The organism is Carboxydocella sporoproducens DSM 16521, assembly GCF_900167165.1.
In the GTDB taxonomy this organism is placed as follows: Bacteria; Bacillota.
The window spans coordinates 67,810-83,590 of sequence record NZ_FUXM01000005.1 but is presented as its reverse complement, the minus strand read 5'-3'; the positions used below and the strand labels follow the sequence as shown (position 1 = coordinate 83,590).

Sequence of the window (15,781 nt, the reverse complement as noted above, 5' to 3'; positions counted from 1 at the left end):
ACCCCTTAGCGGGCTGCGCTTTTTTTTCTGCGCCAGAGAATTATCAAACCTGCACTGGTAAAGAGTACCACACTCATCACCTGGGCGGCGCGGAGAGGTCCGAGCATCAAACTGTCGGTGCGGAAACTTTCCACGATGAAACGGCCCACAGAATAGGCCATCAAATAGAGGAGAAAAACTTCTCCCTTCCGAATGACTGGTTTGCGCCGAATCCAGAGCAGGAAAAAGAAAACCCCTAAATCCCAGAGGGATTCATAAAGAAAAGTGGGATGGCGATAGGCGCCATCGATATACATGGCCCAGGGTAAATCGGTTTCATAGCCATAGGCTTCCTGGTTGAAGAAATTGCCCCACCGTCCGATGGCCTGGCCCATAATCAAACTGGGGGCGCAGATATCAGCCAGCTGCCAGAAATCCAGGCGGTAATGGCGGCTAAACCAGAGTCCCACCAGGATGGCAGTTAAGATGCCGCCGTGAATAGCCAGACCACCATGCCAGATTTTGGGGATTTCAGAGGGATTGGCACTATAATAATCCCAGTTGAAAATGACATAATAGAGACGAGCGCCTAACCAGCTGAGGGGGGCGGCGATCAAGGCCAGATCCAGGATGCGTTCCGGATCAATCCCCTGACGCCGGGCTTCCCGGGAAGCCAGCGTTACCCCGATAATAACAGCGATAGCCATGATCACCCCATACCAGCGGATGGTGAGGGGGCCAATTTGTAAAGCGATAGGATCAATTTTCATTTTCATCCTCCTTTGTTGTCGTCAAGCGGGTGAGTATTTCCGGGCCCGGATTGACGTACAGGGTTTTTTGCTGTTCATAGATAACAAATCCCGGTTTGGCACCACGGGGTTTTTTAACATTTTTGCGCTGGGTATAATCAACCGGGACCTGGGAAGAATGGCGGGCCTTGCTGAACCAGGCGGCCAGCAGGGCACCGGTTTGCAACAATTCAGCCGGAGGGGGGTCTGGACTGTTCCATTTTAAAATTACATGGGAGCCAGGGATATCTCTGGTATGAAACCAGTAATCTTCACTCCGGGCCAGACGCAAGGTCAGGTAATCATTTTGCCGGTTATTACGGCCGACCAGGAAAAGGTAGCCATCCCGGGTTTTGAAACGGGTGGGCTGGCTGATTTCTTCCGCCTTTTCTGGCTTACGCTGTCTTCCGGTTTGTTTCAAAAGCCCGGCTGCCGCTATTTCCTCCCGGATTTCTGCCAGCACTCTGGCATCCTCGGCATTTTCCAGATTAGTGGCAACACTTTCCCAGTACTGCAAATCCCTGATTATAGTTTCCAGTTGCTCTGTCGCCATGCGCTCAGCTGAACGCAGTTTGCCATACTTTTTGTAAAAGTGTTCTACCTGTTCAGAAGCTGTCAGTTCCGGCTGCAAAGGAATAGTCAGCGGTTTTAATTCCGGGTCATAGTAATTGGGTACCGTCAGTTCAGTAAGGCCGGGCTGCCACTGATAAAGATGGGCAGCCAGCAGGTCTCCAAAGAGCTTATATTTTTCTCCTGAGGCCGCCTCGGCCAGGGCCTTTTCCTGAAATTCCCGCCGCTTTTGCAGGCGATTGATCTCCTCTTTGACCAGGCGCAGCAAGTTCTGACGCTGAGAGTGCAGAATTTCTTCCGCCTCTAATCGCTGATATTCCGCATCAGCCAGGTAATTGTAGTAAAGGGGATGAGGGCCTTTGCCCAGTTCAGCCAGCAAATCCTGCAGGGCTAACCAGGTTTTGGTCAGTTCATAGTTGCCCACCTGGTCCAGAGGGAAATCAGGGTCAAGACCTGCTTTCTTTACTAGATCGGCAGCCCGTTTGGGGCTAAAACCGGCGACTGTTTTCTGGAGCGCCTGGCTTAAAGTCAGATTTTCCCCGGCAGCCAGAAGCAAGGGCCCCCATTCCTCTTCCAGGATATGGCCAGGAATTGCTTTTTCCTGGGGTGGCGGGGGAAGGTAAGGACGGCCGGGAAGTACTTCCCGGTGACGGCTGACGGCGTGGGTATAGCGTTTGATGCCATCATAGATCAGGTTGCTGACAGGGTCTACCAGGATGATGTTGCTATGCTTGCCCATGATTTCTACCAGCAAACGGCGCTGGGCCAGCTGACCCAGTTCATCGGTATTTTCGATTAATATCTCTACCACCCGTTCAAAGCCTTCCTGATTAAATTGCAGAATTTTGCCCCCTTCCAGATGTTTGCGCATAACCATGCAGAACATGGGAGGGGAGAGAGGATTGATTTTTTGCCAGCGGCTTACATGTAGACGCGCCCATTTGGGATGGGCGGAAAGCAGGAGGCGGTAATTTTGACCTTGATTGCGTACCAAAAGGTGGATTTCCCAGGGGGTAGGCTGCTGGATTTTTTGAATGCGGCTGCCAGCCAGTACCTGATTCAACTCCGATACTATGGCAGCAATTGCGAAACCGTCCATGGTATGTAGACAAACCTCCTTGTATATTCCATATATATTGTATACAAAAAAGGTAGAGGTTGCAAAAGCATTGATGGTATTATAACATATTTTCCGTAGAGGAGGTAATCTGTGATGAATTTTACCAAAGTGCATGGACTGGGTAATGATTTTGTGGTAGTTAATGCCTTTCAGGAAGCCTTACCAGCTGACCTGGCAGCTCTGGCCCGGGCAGTCTGCGACCGGCATTTCGGAATTGGAGCAGATGGACTGGTCTTGCTTTTGCCAGCTGAAAACCCGGAAAATCATCTGCGCATGCGGATTTTCAACCCCGATGGTTCTGAACCGGAAATGTGCGGCAATGCCATCCGCTGTTTTGCCCGCCTGGCCTGGGAGGATGGTCTGGTAAAGGATACGGTGATCCGGGTAGAAACCCTGGCCGGGGTGATGGTACCGGAAGTGATTCTGGGGGAAAACGGACAAGTACGGGGAATCCGGGTGGATATGGGTGAACCCATCCTGGAACGGAATCTCATCCCCATGCAAGGTCCGGCTGGCACAGTGGTGAATGAACCTTTGCAGGTTGGGGAATATGCTTTACATATAACAGCAGTATCCATGGGCAACCCTCATGCTGTAACTTTTGTGGAGGATCTCTCCCATTTCCCCTGGCAAACTGTAGGACCGTTGCTGGAAAGCCATCCCGCTTTTCCCCGCAAAGTAAATGCTGAATTTGTCCAGGTGGTCAATCGCCAGGAAATGATCATGCGGGTGTGGGAGCGGGGAGCAGGGCCCACTCTGGCCTGTGGCACCGGGGCTTGCGCTACTCTGGTAGCGGCGGTTCTCAATGACCTAACAGAACGAAAGGCGACTATTCACCTGGCTGGTGGTGATCTGGAGATCGAATGGGATGCCAGCACCAACCATGTTTTTATGACAGGACCGGCGACAATTGTTTTTACAGGGAAATACCAGGTTCGATAGGAGGATGAAAAAATGGTAATGGAAGCTCAGCGTATTCGCCAGTTACCCCCTTATTTGTTTGCTCGCATCGAAGCTCAGATCGCTAAAGCGAAAGAAGAAGGAGTGGATGTCATCAGTCTGGGGATTGGTGACCCTGACCGGCCTACCCCTGACCATATCATTCAGGAACTGGTGAAGGAAGCCCATAATCCAGCCAACCATCAATATCCCTCTTCCGTGGGCATGCTGTCTTTCCGTCAGGCTGTAGCCGACTATTATCAGCGCCGTTTCCAGGTCAGCCTGGATCCCAAAACCCAGGTAGTATCCCTGCTGGGCTCTAAAGAGGGGATTGCCCATATGGCCTGGTGCTATCTGGATCCCGGCGATATTGCTCTGGTGCCCGACCCGGGTTATCCGGTCTATGGTATCGGAACCCTGCTGGCAGGGGGTACTCCGTACATCATGCCTTTGAAGGCGGAAAACAACTTTTTGCCTGATCTCAAGGCTATTCCTGAGGAGGTTGCCCGTAAAGCCAAGTTAATGTGGCTGAACTATCCCAATAACCCCACCGGGGCTATAGCTACCCTGGAATTTTTCGAGGAAGTAGTGGCCTTTGCCAAAAAGTATGATATAATCGTCTGCCATGATGCCGCTTATCAGGAGATTTCCTTCGATGGTTACCGGCCACCCAGCTTTCTGGAAGTGCCGGGGGCTATGGAAGTGGGGGTTGAATTCGGCTCCTGTTCCAAGACTTATAATATGACGGGCTGGCGAATTGGCTGGGCTGTAGGTCGGGCGGATGTCATCAACGCTCTGGGACGGCTGAAATCCAACATCGACTCCGGGGTATTTCAGGCTATCCAGTATGCGGCTATTACCGCTTTAACAGGCCCCCAGGATTGTGTCGAAGCCATGAGTAAAGTCTATCAGGAGCGGCGGGACATTGCTGTGGAAGGTCTGAATGCTATCGGCTGGAAGCTGGAAAAACCCAAATCCACCATCTATGTCTGGGCTCCGGTACCGAAAGGCTTTACTTCCATGTCCTTTGCGGAACACGTCTTTGAGAAAACAGGTGTGGTTATTACCCCTGGCAATGGCTATGGTGAACATGGAGAAGGCTTCTTCCGTATCGCTTTGACTGTGGAGAAAGAACGAATGCTGGAAGCTTTTGATCGAATCAAGAAAAACCTGGGTCCCTTTGAGTTTTAAGGTGTTGACAGGCAAAAAATATCCTGTCTATAATAGTCATAAAAGAGGAAATAAGGAAATAATGTAACTAATGGTTGATAAATGTCTCCCAGGTTCTTGGGTCGGCAGTTATTGACATTAGTTTCATTAGCAGCAAACAGGGCGGGAGACATCTCCCGCCTGATTTTTTTGAGCAAGGGAGGGAGAAAACATGCGAATTGCCCAAATTCACTGGGCCTTTCCACCCATTATCGGCGGGGTGGAAAGCCATCTGGCCATGCTGGGCCCGGCTCTGGTGGAAAAAGGCTGTCAGGTGAGCCTGTTGACCGGAGCTGTTCCAGGAGAGCCTGAAATGGCTGAATATGAAGGGATGACAGTTAAAAGAACCCCTTTACTGGATTTAAACAGCCTCAATCCTGAAATCATCGCCGCCAGGGCGGAAGAGATTCGGACAGAGTTCAAAAACTTTATCGAACAGTTCAAACCGGATATGCTGCATGTCCATAACATGCATTACTTCAGCCCTGTTCATGCTGATATTCTTTTTGAATTAAAAAAGGAATATGGTATTCCCCTGATTTTGACCAGTCACAACGTCTGGGCTGATAGCGATCCCACCTGGCAGGAGATGAACAAACGGGCTCAGGCCTGGGATGCTATTATTGCTGTCAGTCACTATATTAAAAGAGAAATGATTCGTGTTGGCTATGAAGAGAAAAAAATCACAGTCATTCATCATGGCATTGACCTTAACCGCTTTGTTCCGCCTGGTAGCAAGGACCTGGCGGAAATTGAGCGGATTTATCCCCAGTTTAAGGGGCGGCGGGTGATTTTCCATCCTGCTCGCATGAGTCTGGATAAAGGCTGCCACATCAGTGTTCAGGCCCTGGCGGAAATCCGCAGGGAATTTCCCGGGGTTTTACTGGTCCTGGCAGGCACCAGTAAAACGGTGGACTGGGGCTCGCATCAGCAGAAACATGTGCGTCAGATCATGGATTTAATTGAGGAGCTTCAGCTGCAGGACCATGTTTTTGTGAAGTTGTTTGCCTGGTCGGAAATGCCCCTGGTTTACCAGGCAGCTGAGTTTTGTATTTATCCCTCCTGTTTTGAGGAACCTTTCGGTCTGGTCATGCTGGAAAGTATGGCTTCTGAGCGGCCCATCATCGTGAGCCGGGCAGGGGGCATGCCGGAAATTGTCAGAGACGGTATCAATGGCTATATCGTGCCCATGGGAGATGCCCGCGCCCTGGCAGAACGCTGTTGCCGCTTGCTGGCTGATCCCATTGCCTGCCGGCAGATGGGTAAGACCGGGCGCAGGATGGTGGAAAAGTTCTGGACCAGGGAAGTGATGACAGAAGCTACACTGGCCGTATATAAAAAAGTTAGCAGAGGCAAAGGGGTAGATTATGAACAGTTGCAACCTTACCAGGCAGGATGATTTTCGGATTGCCCCGGAGGATATTCGCAGCAGTGTGGAAATACTGAAGGAAGGGCAGATGTTCATGAACTCCCTGCCCGGGGGAGAAATCCCCTGTCAGGATACAGGCGGACTGGGATTTTATTATGCTGATACCCGTTTTCTCAGCTGTCTGGAGCTGCGACTGAACGGAACAGAACCAATTTTTCTTTCCCGCTCTGTACGGGACAGCCATATTGCCCAGGTGGAATTGACCAACAAGGACTTTGTCAGCAAGGGCCAGCTGGTACCATTGCATACTATCCATTTGCGCTTGTTGCGGCTGGTAAGAGATGGGTTTTACCAGCGGTTACGTCTTATTAATTTCAACCAGTATCCTGTGGAACTAACCTTGCGCTTTCGCCTGGGGGCGGATTTTGCCGATATCTTTGAGGTCAGAGGAACCAGGCGGCAGGTTAGAGGGCAAAGACTAAAACCGGAGTTTTCCCACCAGGGAATCAGCCTTGGTTATCAGGGCCAGGATGGGGTAGTGCGTAAAACGCGCATATATTTTGCTCCTGCTCCCTCCAGGATAGGGGAAGAGGGTACTTTGGCCTGGGCTGAGTATAAGCTGGTGCTACAGCCCCAGAAAAAATACTACCTTTACCTGAAAATCCAACCCTGGCTGGAAGAAAGCCGCCAGCAGGAGGAGACTTTACCCCGGGATCTTGGGTTTAAGAAGGCAGCCGGTTTTTTAATCCAATCCTACCGGGACTGGATTCAGGATTGCATCAATATCATTACTGACAATCAGCGCTTCAACCAGATGCTGAGAGTAGGGATTACAGATTTACGGGCCCTGACGACCCATTATCCCGGCAAAGGGGCGGTACTGGAAGCGGGGATACCCTGGTATGCTGCACCTTTTGGCCGTGATTCCCTGATTACTGCCTGGCAAACACTGCTGGTCAATCCCTGGCTGGCCCGGGAAACTTTGCTTTTCCTGGCCCGCTATCAGGGAGAAAAAATTGACCCCTGGCGGGATGAAGAGCCTGGCAAGATTTTGCATGAATTGCGTCTGGGGGAAATGGCCCGGGCTGGAGAAATTCCCCATACTCCTTATTATGGTTCAGTGGATTCCACCCTCTGGTTTATCATCTTACTGGCGGCTTACTACCGCTGGACTGGTGAGCGGGAGCTGCTGGAAAAACTGCGGCCCAATCTGGAACGGGCAATCCACTGGTGTGAAGTTTACGGGGACAGGGACCAGGATGGCTATATCGAATATCAATGTCAGTCAGAAAGGGGCCTCATTAACCAGGGCTGGAAGGATTCCTGGGATGGGGTTATTGATTCTGATGGCCAGCTTCCCACCGGTCCCATTGCTCTGGTGGAGGTGCAGGGCTATTATTACCTGGCCCTGCGGGAAGCAGCTTTTTTGTACCAGCAGCTGGGAGTGCCTTCATTAGGAGAGCAGCTCCTGGCCAGAGCCCGGAGTTTGCAAGCTAAATTCCTGCAGGATTTCTGGTTGCTGGAGGAGGAATTTCTGGCCTTTGCTTTAGATGGCCAGAAACGGAAGCTCAAAACCATTGTTTCCAATCCTGGCCATTGCCTGTTTACCGGTATCCTGCCACCGGAGTATGCCGACAAGGTGGCAAGGCGCCTGTTTGCCCCTGACCTCTTTTCTGGCTGGGGAATTAGAACTATGAGTGACCGGGAGAAGGCCTATAATCCTATGAGTTACCATAATGGTTCAGTCTGGCCCCATGATAATGCCATTATCGGTTATGGCTTGCGGCAAGCCGGGCAACTGGAAAGACTGTGTTATCTGACGGAAACTCTCTTTGCTGCGGCCGAGTATTTTCCCCAGTCCCGTCTGCCGGAACTGTTCTGCGGCTTTACCCGCCGGGGCAATGCTGGCCCGGTCAAATATCCCATTGCCTGTGATCCGCAGGCCTGGGCGGTGGGCAGTATCTTTTTGCTCCTCAAGGCCTTACTGGGGGTAGAATGCCGTGGTAACCAGATTTTTGTCCGGCAACCCCTGTTACCAGATTTTCTGAAAACCCTGCGGCTGGAGAATATCAGAGTAGGAGAAGGCAGAGTAGACCTGGAGTTCACCCGCAGAAATGGTAAAACCTATTGTGGAGTCACTGGTACAACTGGCCAGGTGCAAGTGATTTTTGCATAGGGGGTGAGAAACCATGGCTCAACTGTCTTTTTCTGGTGGTAAGACGGGAGGTCGGTTGCTGGTAGTTTCCAACCGGGGGGCCTGTACTCTGCGTCAGACCCCGGGCGGCTTGGAGATAATCCCGGCGGTTAGTGGCCTGGTTTCGGCAGTGGAGCCGATATTAAGACGGGAAGGGGGGATCTGGGTAGCCTGGGGTGGCCGTTGTGGCCAGGAGCCAGGCCACCTGTTACCCCTGCCGGAAGGAGAGAGTAAATATCTTTTTGCTGAAGTAGTTTTATCGTCAGAAGAAATTAAAGGCTTCTATGATGGATTTTCCAATAGCATTATGTGGCCTCTTTGTCATGGTTTTTTGGAAAAGGTTCAGTTTGAAGAAAACTACTGGCAGCTCTACCGCCGGGTCAATGAAAAATTTGCTCGTACTGTGGTCAAAATGAGCAGCCATAACGATCGGGTTTGGGTACATGACTATCATCTTACCCTATTGCCTGCACTGATACGCAGGCAACGGCCGGTTCTTTCTATCTCCTTTTTCTGGCATGTGCCTTTTCCACCAGTGGAATTATTTGCAACATTACCCTGGGCGGGGGAAATCCTGCGCGGCCTGCTGGCCTGTGACCAGATAGGCTTTCATACTGAAAGTTATGTTCGCAACTTTCTGCAGGCGGTGGAGGAAATCCTCCGGGCAAGGGTGGATTATCTTAACTCCACTATCCACTGGGGAGGGCGGAAAATCAGGGTTATTGCTGCCCCTATCGGGATTGACTGGCGGGAATATCTGACTCTGGCAGCCAGGGAGGAGATCAAAGGCAAGGCAGAGCAAATTCGCCTCGCTCTGCAAAGCGACTATGTGCTGCTGGGTGTAGACCGACTGGATTATACCAAAGGTATACCCCAGCGATTGCAGGCCTTTTCTCATTTGCTGACAAATTACCCCTGGCTAAGGGGTAAAGTTGCTCTGTTACAGGTGGTTGTTCCCAGCCGGGTAGAAACAGCAGCCTATCAGAGCCTGCGGCAGGAAATCGAGAAACTGGTGGGAGAAATCAATGGGTTATTTACCACCGATTATCAGGTGCCGGTCCGCTATCTCTATCGTTCTCTGACCCGGCAGGAACTGGTGGGCCACTACCTGGCAGCAGACCTGGCTTTAGTCACTCCTCTCAGGGATGGGCTCAATCTGGTGGCTAAAGAATATGTAGCATCTAAAGCCCGAGGCACCGGGGGACTGTTACTCAGTCCTTTTGCCGGTGCTGCCTTGCAGCTAAAAGGTGCTCTGCTGGCCAATCCCTATCATCCCCGGGAGATGGCAGAACAAATCAAACGCGGTCTGGAAATGCCTCTGCCGGAACAGCAGCAGCGACTAAGTAGCATGATGCGGATTATTAGAGAACAGGATTTAGAGTGGTGGTGGCAGCAGGTGAAAGGAATGAGCAACAATGCGGAGCAGCCGGAAGTTGCTGCTAATGACTGATTATGATGGCACTCTGGTTCCCTTGCGGGAAAAGCCAGAGCTGGCAGTACCGGACCAGCAGCTTCTGGACCTGCTCACAGAACTGACAGAAAGACAGGAGCAGATTATCGCCATCATTAGCGGCCGGGATTTGCAACAGCTCAAGCAGTTTTTTCCCATCCCTGGTCTCTGTCTGGTCGGTGGACATGGTGGGCAAATCCTCTGGCCCGGGGGAGAGGTGGAAAACTGCTTTGATTCTGCAGCCGTCGCAGCGGTGGCAGCCCGCATTGGGGAGATGGCAGACAAAATTATGTCCAGGGAATGCGGGTTTTTGCTGGAGTACAAACAAACTGGGGTGGCTGTTCATTACCGGCTGGCACCGCCTCAACTGGCTACAGAGAAAATACGTCAGCTGCTCAGCCAGGTCAGACAGTGGCTTCCGGTAGACTGGGAAATATTATCAGGAAAAAAGGTACTGGAATTCAAACCTGCCTGTACCAGTAAAGGCAATGCCCTGTTACGCCTGCTTCAGCGCTGGCCCCATTTCTGGCCAGTTTACCTGGGAGATGATGTCACTGATGAATCAGCTTTCCAGGTTCTGGCCCGGCGGGGTACGGGTATTCTGGTAGCGGACCTGCCCCGGCCAACAGCAGCTCATTTTCGCCTGCGGGATTACCGGGAAGTACGCCAATTATTAAAGACAGGGATTTCCTGTCTTTTTTGTTGACAATTACCCCGGATAGATTTAGACTGATATCAAAAGCAATGGGCGGCGATTGCAATGCAGAAAAAAATCCTATTCTTAACTAGTATCCTTAATTTCTTGTTAAATACGGCTATCCAGGGGTCGGTAATTTTTATCCCTTTGCTGGGTCAAAAGCTGGGAGCTACTGATTTTCAAGTTGGCCTGATTGGGGCTGCGTATGGTGGCGCTTATCTTGTTGCTTCCCTTGCCTCCGGTCAGCAATCAGACCGCCGTGGCAAATTAATTTTTGTGCGCTGGGGCCTGTTTTTCAGCACTTTGATGTTTTTGGCCCAGCTACTGGCCCAGCACTATCTGGTCTTGCTGCTGGTTCGGGCCGGGGTAGGGTTGGCTCTGGGAGTTACCACAGCCGCGCTGGTGGCCTATGCCTTTGAAGCAGGGGCCGATATGGGCAAGTTCAGCTCTTATGGCTCCCTGGGCTGGATTGGCGGAGCTGCAACAGCGGCGGTATTAAAAAGATTTGAGCTGATTTTTCTTAGCGGAGCCTTTTTTTGTGCCCTGTCCTGGCTCCTCAGCCTGTATCTGCCCCCGGGTGAGCAGCAAATCGGGAAAAAGGTAGAGAAGGACTCTTCCGGCTGGCTCAAGGTGTTGCGGCGGGAATATAAGGTCTATCTGGCTATTTTTTTACGCCAGCTGGGGGCGGCGGCGGTCTGGATCATCTTGCCTCTCTATTTCAACTCCCTCGGTTTGTCACCAACCTGGACCGGGATTTTGTGGGGGATTAATTTTACGGTACAATTTCTGGTAATGCGGCATCTTAATCATTATGATCCTGTCAAAATTTTTGCTTTTGGTCAAATCCTTTCTATTTTCGTTTTTTTAACTTATGGGCTGGTAACGCGGTTAGAGTTATTGATTCTGGCCCAGATTCTGCTGGGTATAGCCTGGTCAGGCCTGTATGTAGGAGCATTGTTGCTGGTACTCAGCTCCGGGCAGGAAAGGGGAACAGCCAGTGGCCTGTTCACGGCAACCCTTAACCTCTGCGGCACTCTCGGTCCCTTTCTGGGAGGTCTGGTGGCCCAGTTCTGGGGTTACAGAGGAGTGATGTTTCTGGCAGCTACTTTATCAGCTGCTGGCATGCTGGTAGCGGTACCGCAGGCGGTGAAGGGAGAAAAAGAAAGAGAAAGAGTGGGAGATAGGAATGAAGGCAAACTTACTGACCTGGCGCGCCGGTTGTAAGGCGGGGCTGGCCATTGCGGTGGGCTATTTTCCGGTGGCGATGGCCTTTGGCCTCATGGCCAAAGCCATTAATGTCAGCGGCCTGGAAGCAACTCTTTTTTCCCTCCTGGTTTTTGCCGGGGCCAGCCAGTTTATGGCCCTTAACCTGATTAAGGCCGGGGTTTTTTCCGGAGAAATTATTCTGGCCACCTTGCTGTTGAATTTCCGCCATTTCTTGATGAGTGCGGCCCTTTCTACCCGATTGGAAGATCGCCGGTTCTGGCGGCTGGCCCTGGTGGCTTTTGGTATCACCGATGAAACCTTTGCCCTGGCTATGACTAGAGAGGGAAAGCTAAATTTTTCCTTTTTGCTGGGATTGGAAGGGACGGCTTATCTGGCCTGGGTACTGGGTACGGTAACGGGCTATCTGCTGGGAGATGGTTTGCCCCCGGCCTGGCAAAACAGTCTGGCTATTGGTCTTTATGCCATGTTTGCGGCCATTTTAGTACCGGAAGGGAAAAAATCTGCTCGCTTGCTGATGGTAGCTGCCCTGGCGGGGCTAATCAATACCGGTCTTTCATATCTGGGCAGATTGCCGGGGGGCTGGAATTTGATTATCGCAATGGTGGCAGCGGCAGCCTTTGCTCTGGTAATGGAAAGAGGAAGGGAGGAAGAGAGATGTCGAGCCACTACCTCTGGTTGATTATAGGCATGGCAGCAGTAACTTATTTGCCCCGGCTCTTGCCGCTAACCATCCTGACTGGAATCAGGTTGCCCCTATCTTTACAACGTTTTTTATCCTATCTACCATATGCTGCCCTTGGGGCCTTGCTGGCACCGGGGGCCTGGCAGGCTATACCCCAGCAACCGGCTGCTGGATTTCTGGGGGTTTTGGCCGCTGCCATCACTGCCTGGCTGGGAGGAAACCTGATGCTGGCAGTAACGGCGGGAGTGCTCACTACTTTTTTCTTAATTCAGTGAAGGATTTTAGTGATTTAAGTCGAACTATGTAGGCAAAACTATGGTTAAGATTGTATAAAAGGCGGTGCTGCGCTTGGTCAAAAGCATGACAGGCTACGGCCGAGGGGAAGGACTGGGAGCTGGCAAAAAATTTACAGTAGAAATGAAATCGGTGAATCATAGATTCTGTGAGGTGGTTGTTCGCTATCCCAGGGGCTGGGCGGCGATCGAAGATAAAGTCAGGTCGCTGGTCCAGTCAGGAGTGGCCCGGGGCCGGATCGATGTCTTCATCAATATAGAAGATACCGGGGAAGAGGCGAAAGGGGTAAAAGTTGACAAAGGATTGGCCCTGGCGTATTATAATGCAATGAGAGAGCTGGCTGGGCTTTTGGGGCAGCCTCTGGAATTCGATTGGACCCAGATTGCCCGCTGGCCGGATGTAATCACTCTGGACCAGGAGGAAGCGGATCTGGAACAGTTCTGGCCTTATCTGGCCCAGGCTGTAAATATAGCTCTGACCAATCTGGTCAGGATGCGGGAACAGGAAGGGGCCAAGCTGGTACAGGATCTGGAAGGAAAGTTCAGTGATTGTGAACACATAACCAATCGCATCAAGGAACGGGCTCACCTGGTGGTAGAGGAATACCGTCAACGCCTGCAACAGCGGGTGCAGCAACTGCTGGGCGAAGTACCAGTTGATGAAGCCAGATTGGCTATGGAAATCGCTTTGCTGGCAGAACGGGCAGCAATTGATGAAGAGCTGGTGCGCTTATTCAGCCATTACCAGGAGGCCCGGTTGTGTTTAAAGGCCCGGGAGCCGGTAGGGCGCAAACTGGATTTTCTTGTGCAGGAAATGAACAGAGAAGCCAATACCATTGGATCCAAAGCAGGGGATTTAACTATAAGCAAACTGGTAGTTGAATTGAAAACCGAGATCGAAAAAATCAGAGAACAGGTGCAAAACCTGGAGTAAGGAGGCTGTTGGCGTGGAGATTAAACTGGTGAATATCGGTTTTGGTAACATTGTCTCTGCCAATCGGATTGTAGCGATTGTCAGTCCGGAATCAGCACCCATCAAGCGGATTATCCAGGAAGCCCGGGATCGGGGCATGCTGATTGATGCCACTTATGGCCGGCGTACCCGGGCGGTGATCATTACTGACAGTGATCATGTCGTTTTATCAGCAGTACAGCCGGAAACGGTAGCTCATCGGCTGATGGCCAAGGAGGCCCCGGCAGCCATAGCTGATCTTGAAGATGATGAGACGGAGGAACAATAGGATGACCGGACAGGGCTTGTTACTGGTGATATCCGGTCCATCCGGTGCCGGAAAGGGCACCGTTTGCCGGGCCCTGATGGCACGACATCCTGAAGTAGCGTATTCGGTTTCGGCTACTACCCGTAAACCGCGGCCGGGAGAGATAGACGGGGTTCATTATTATTTTGTCACCAGGGAACGTTTCGAAGAAATGATCGCTGCCGGAGAACTGCTGGAATGGGCCATGGTTTACGAAAGCGGCAACTACTATGGAACTCCACGCCAGGCCGTGCTGGATAATCTGGCCGCCGGTAGAGATGTGATTTTGGAAATCGATGTTCAGGGAGCGTTACAGATCAGGGAGAAGTTTCCTGAAGCTATTTTTATTTTTATCCTTCCTCCGTCAATGGAAGAACTGAAAAAACGCATTACCGGCCGGGGCACGGAGTCGGCGGAAAGTATTTCGAAACGCCTGGCCTGTGCTGCGACGGAACTAAGTTATGTCAAAAAATATGACTACTGTATTGTCAATGATCTGGTGGAAAAAGCTGTAGAAAAACTGGAAGCCATTATCATAGCGGAAAAATGCCGCGTACAACGCTTGACCTTACCGACTGGAGGTGGAGAATCATGAATAAACCTTCGCTGGATATTCTGCTGAAAAAGGTGGATAGCCGTTACACCCTGGTGGTAGCTGCAGCCAAACGGGCCCGTATGCTGACCAACCCGGAGAGCTCTGCTGGCACCAAGCCTGTTTCCAGAGCACTGGAGGAAATTGCAGCCGATAGGTTACAATATGAACGAACCAAGAGTGGGATCAAGTAATGTGGCAGGGGAAAAGAATAATTGTCGGCATCACTGGCGGGATCGCAGCCTATAAGGCGGCGGACCTGGTCAGCCAGTTAGTGAAAGCAGGAGCTGAAGTCAGGGTTATTATGACCCCTTCAGCTCAAAAATTTATTACACCCCTGACCTTGCAGACCCTGTCCCGGCAGCCGGTTGGGTTGGATATGTTTGCTGAGCCAAAAGCCTGGGAAGTGCAGCATATCGCCTGGGCGGACTGGGCCCAGCTGGTGATTGTGGCACCAGCTACGGCCAATACCATTGGCAAGCTGGCCCATGGCCTGGCTGATAACCTGCTGACAGCGGTGCTGATGGCAACCAGGGCCCCCATTTTGCTGGCACCGGCCATGAATGTCCACATGTGGGAAAATCCGCTGGTTCAGGCTAATCTGGAAAAGCTGCAGGCAGTTGGGGTACGAATTGTTGAACCGGAAAGTGGTCGCCTGGCCTGTGGCTATGAAGGTAAAGGCCGGATGGCAGCGGTAAATACCATCCTCGAGGCGGCAGCCTTAATTTGCTGGGACCTGGAGGGCAAAAGAGACCTGACCGGGCGCAAAGTCCTGATTACCGCCGGTGGCACCAGGGAACCGCTGGATCCCGTTCGCTTTATCGCCAATCGCAGTTCCGGCAAAATGGGTTACGCTCTGGCTACAGAGGCGGTCAGGCGGGGGGGCCAGGTAGTTCTGGTTTCGGGACCGGTGGAGCTGGCTCCTCCTCCTGGACTGGCGGAATTCATCCGGGTGGAGCGGGCAGAAGAGATGGCTGAGGCCGTATTAAGTCGAGCCCCGGAGATGGATGTAATTATCAAGGCCGCTGCAGTAGCCGATTTTCGTCCGGTCCAGGTAGCAGAGCAGAAAGTGAAAAAGGGGGACGGGGACTGGGTACTGCATTTGCAGAAAAACCCCGATATTCTGGCCATACTGGGAGCCCGGAAACGGCCGGGACAGGTGCTGGTGGGTTTTGCTGCTGAAACCCATGATTTGCTGGCCAATGGAGCGGAAAAAGCACGGCGAAAAGGGGCGGATTTTATAGTTGCAAATGATGTCAGTCGCCCGGGCAGTGGCTTTGGCAGTGATACCAATGAGGTAACTTTTATTTTTCCCGATGGCGCAACCATTTCCTGGCCTTTATTAAGTAAACAGGAAGTAGCAGCCCGGATTTTTGACCAGATAGTTCAGCTCCTGGGAGAGGAGGAATAGAG

General features: G+C 51.8%; 16 protein-coding genes. 14 read left to right on the top strand and 2 right to left on the bottom strand.

Annotation, left to right across the window (positions count from 1 at the left end):
• Window positions 1-5: 5 nt before the first annotated feature.
• Both lgt and B5D20_RS03550 read right to left on the bottom strand, forming a co-directional pair.
• Window positions 6-749 (bottom strand): prolipoprotein diacylglyceryl transferase, encoded by a 744-nt coding sequence (gene lgt, locus B5D20_RS03555; RefSeq protein WP_078664844.1) that lies wholly within the window; start codon window positions 747-749, stop codon window positions 6-8.
• Window positions 739-2,436, bottom strand: coding sequence for an Rqc2 family fibronectin-binding protein (locus tag B5D20_RS03550; RefSeq protein ID WP_159071846.1), 1,698 nt, complete (start codon window positions 2,434-2,436; stop codon window positions 739-741). Before B5D20_RS03550 ends, lgt begins: the two co-directional genes overlap by 11 nt.
• A 114-nt stretch (window positions 2,437-2,550) precedes the next feature.
• On the opposite strand from B5D20_RS03550, the gene dapF reads away from it, so the two are divergent.
• The 14 genes from dapF to coaBC all read left to right on the top strand — a co-directional run bounded on the left by dapF (window position 2,551) and on the right by coaBC (window position 15,779).
• Window positions 2,551-3,399, top strand: a complete 849-nt coding sequence (gene dapF / locus B5D20_RS03545; RefSeq protein WP_078664842.1) for a diaminopimelate epimerase — start codon at window positions 2,551-2,553, stop codon at window positions 3,397-3,399.
• A gap of 12 nt (window positions 3,400-3,411) precedes the next feature.
• The gene (locus B5D20_RS03540; protein WP_078664841.1) at window positions 3,412-4,587 is read left to right on the top strand and encodes an LL-diaminopimelate aminotransferase; all 1,176 of its coding nucleotides are present in this window, start codon (window positions 3,412-3,414) and stop codon (window positions 4,585-4,587) included.
• A gap of 190 nt (window positions 4,588-4,777) precedes the next feature.
• On the top strand, window positions 4,778-6,004 hold the full coding sequence (locus B5D20_RS03535; protein WP_078664840.1) for a glycosyltransferase family 4 protein: 1,227 nt from the start codon (window positions 4,778-4,780) through the stop codon (window positions 6,002-6,004).
• The gene (locus tag B5D20_RS03530; protein ID WP_078664839.1) at window positions 5,973-8,150 is read left to right on the top strand and encodes an amylo-alpha-1,6-glucosidase; all 2,178 of its coding nucleotides are present in this window, start codon (window positions 5,973-5,975) and stop codon (window positions 8,148-8,150) included. The genes B5D20_RS03535 and B5D20_RS03530 overlap by 32 nt, the downstream gene beginning before the upstream one ends.
• A gap of 13 nt (window positions 8,151-8,163) precedes the next feature.
• Window positions 8,164-9,618, top strand: coding sequence for an alpha,alpha-trehalose-phosphate synthase (UDP-forming) (locus B5D20_RS03525; RefSeq protein WP_078664838.1), 1,455 nt, complete (start codon window positions 8,164-8,166; stop codon window positions 9,616-9,618).
• Entirely contained in the window at window positions 9,584-10,324 is a 741-nt protein-coding gene (gene otsB / locus B5D20_RS03520) for a trehalose-phosphatase (RefSeq protein WP_078664837.1), read from the top strand. Before B5D20_RS03525 ends, otsB begins: the two co-directional genes overlap by 35 nt.
• 54 nt (window positions 10,325-10,378) lie before the next feature.
• Complete coding sequence (locus B5D20_RS03515; RefSeq protein ID WP_078664836.1) at window positions 10,379-11,539, top strand: MFS transporter; 1,161 nt, start codon at window positions 10,379-10,381, stop codon at window positions 11,537-11,539.
• Window positions 11,502-12,221 (top strand): AzlC family ABC transporter permease, encoded by a 720-nt coding sequence (locus B5D20_RS03510; protein WP_078664835.1) that lies wholly within the window; start codon window positions 11,502-11,504, stop codon window positions 12,219-12,221. Before B5D20_RS03515 ends, B5D20_RS03510 begins: the two co-directional genes overlap by 38 nt.
• The gene (locus tag B5D20_RS03505; RefSeq protein WP_078664834.1) at window positions 12,197-12,499 is read left to right on the top strand and encodes an AzlD domain-containing protein; all 303 of its coding nucleotides are present in this window, start codon (window positions 12,197-12,199) and stop codon (window positions 12,497-12,499) included. The genes B5D20_RS03510 and B5D20_RS03505 overlap by 25 nt, the downstream gene beginning before the upstream one ends.
• Window positions 12,500-12,572: 73 nt before the next feature.
• Window positions 12,573-13,451, top strand: coding sequence for a YicC/YloC family endoribonuclease (locus tag B5D20_RS03500; protein WP_078664833.1), 879 nt, complete (start codon window positions 12,573-12,575; stop codon window positions 13,449-13,451).
• Between the two features lie 13 nt (window positions 13,452-13,464).
• The gene (gene remA, locus B5D20_RS03495; protein WP_078664832.1) at window positions 13,465-13,758 is read left to right on the top strand and encodes an extracellular matrix/biofilm regulator RemA; all 294 of its coding nucleotides are present in this window, start codon (window positions 13,465-13,467) and stop codon (window positions 13,756-13,758) included.
• Window position 13,759: 1 nt separating this feature from the next.
• On the top strand, window positions 13,760-14,371 hold the full coding sequence (gmk, locus tag B5D20_RS03490; RefSeq protein WP_107753309.1) for a guanylate kinase: 612 nt from the start codon (window positions 13,760-13,762) through the stop codon (window positions 14,369-14,371).
• The gene (gene rpoZ / locus B5D20_RS03485) at window positions 14,368-14,562 is read left to right on the top strand and encodes a DNA-directed RNA polymerase subunit omega (RefSeq protein WP_174182993.1); all 195 of its coding nucleotides are present in this window, start codon (window positions 14,368-14,370) and stop codon (window positions 14,560-14,562) included. Before gmk ends, rpoZ begins: the two co-directional genes overlap by 4 nt.
• On the top strand, window positions 14,562-15,779 hold the full coding sequence (coaBC, locus tag B5D20_RS03480; RefSeq protein ID WP_078664830.1) for a bifunctional phosphopantothenoylcysteine decarboxylase/phosphopantothenate--cysteine ligase CoaBC: 1,218 nt from the start codon (window positions 14,562-14,564) through the stop codon (window positions 15,777-15,779). Before rpoZ ends, coaBC begins: the two co-directional genes overlap by 1 nt.
• Window positions 15,780-15,781 lie beyond the last annotated feature (2 nt).